At 75.0% G+C, this 625-nt stretch carries 2 pseudogenes; one reads left to right on the top strand and one right to left on the bottom strand.

From position 1 onward, the window contains the following. A pseudogene (locus CCN42_RS39565) lies at positions 1 to 234 on the top strand (hypothetical protein); the annotation flags it as partial. Positions 235 to 265: 31 nt separating this feature from the next. Here CCN42_RS39565 and CCN42_RS43985 read toward each other — a convergent pair. Next, positions 266 to 625 (bottom strand): annotated as a pseudogene (locus tag CCN42_RS43985) (hypothetical protein); the annotation flags it as partial.

Below are 625 nucleotides of genomic sequence, written 5' to 3' on the forward strand. Positions count from 1 at the left end.
GACCCCGACTCCCCGGCCCCCGTCTCGAACGCCCGGCCCCAGACCGCCGCCGCGATCAGCGGCCTGGTCACCGCTTCCCTGGCCATCGCCCTGGTCGCGGCGTCCTTCACCGCCCAGCTCGTCTACCGCGACTACTACACCTGCACCAACGACGCCCTCACCAACGAGGCCAGGCAGGACTGCGCCAAGCTCCTCCCGGAGGAACTGCGCGGGGTCCTCGACGGCAACGGCTGAGGCCGGCTCGGCCCGCGCGGCGGGTGCCGGGTCAGCGGGGTGCCGGTGAGGCTCCCGGCGACTGCGGCTGCGATTGCGGCTGCGGTTCCGGCGGGTGCGGCGGGGTCTCGGGCCGGGCCGCCCGATGGAGACCGCCCGGGATGTGCTCGTCTTCGGGGCGCCAGAGTTCGGCGCGCCGGCCGGAGTCGGGGTCTGCCGCGTCCGAGGACCGGGAGGGGCCAAAGGACTCGAACGGCTCGGAGGGCCGGTGCGCCTCGGAGGGCCGGGAGGACGACCGGGAGGGGGCCTTCTCGCCGGAGAACCACATCGCGGCTTCCTCGACGGAGAACCAGATCGAGGCCTCTCCGAGGGAGGCCCGGTCCGAGGCTCCCTCGTCGGAGGACCGGGGCGG

The sequence above is a fragment of the Streptomyces glaucescens genome (assembly GCF_002154375.1).
Lineage (GTDB): Bacteria > Actinomycetota > Actinomycetes > Streptomycetales > Streptomycetaceae > Streptomyces > Streptomyces glaucescens.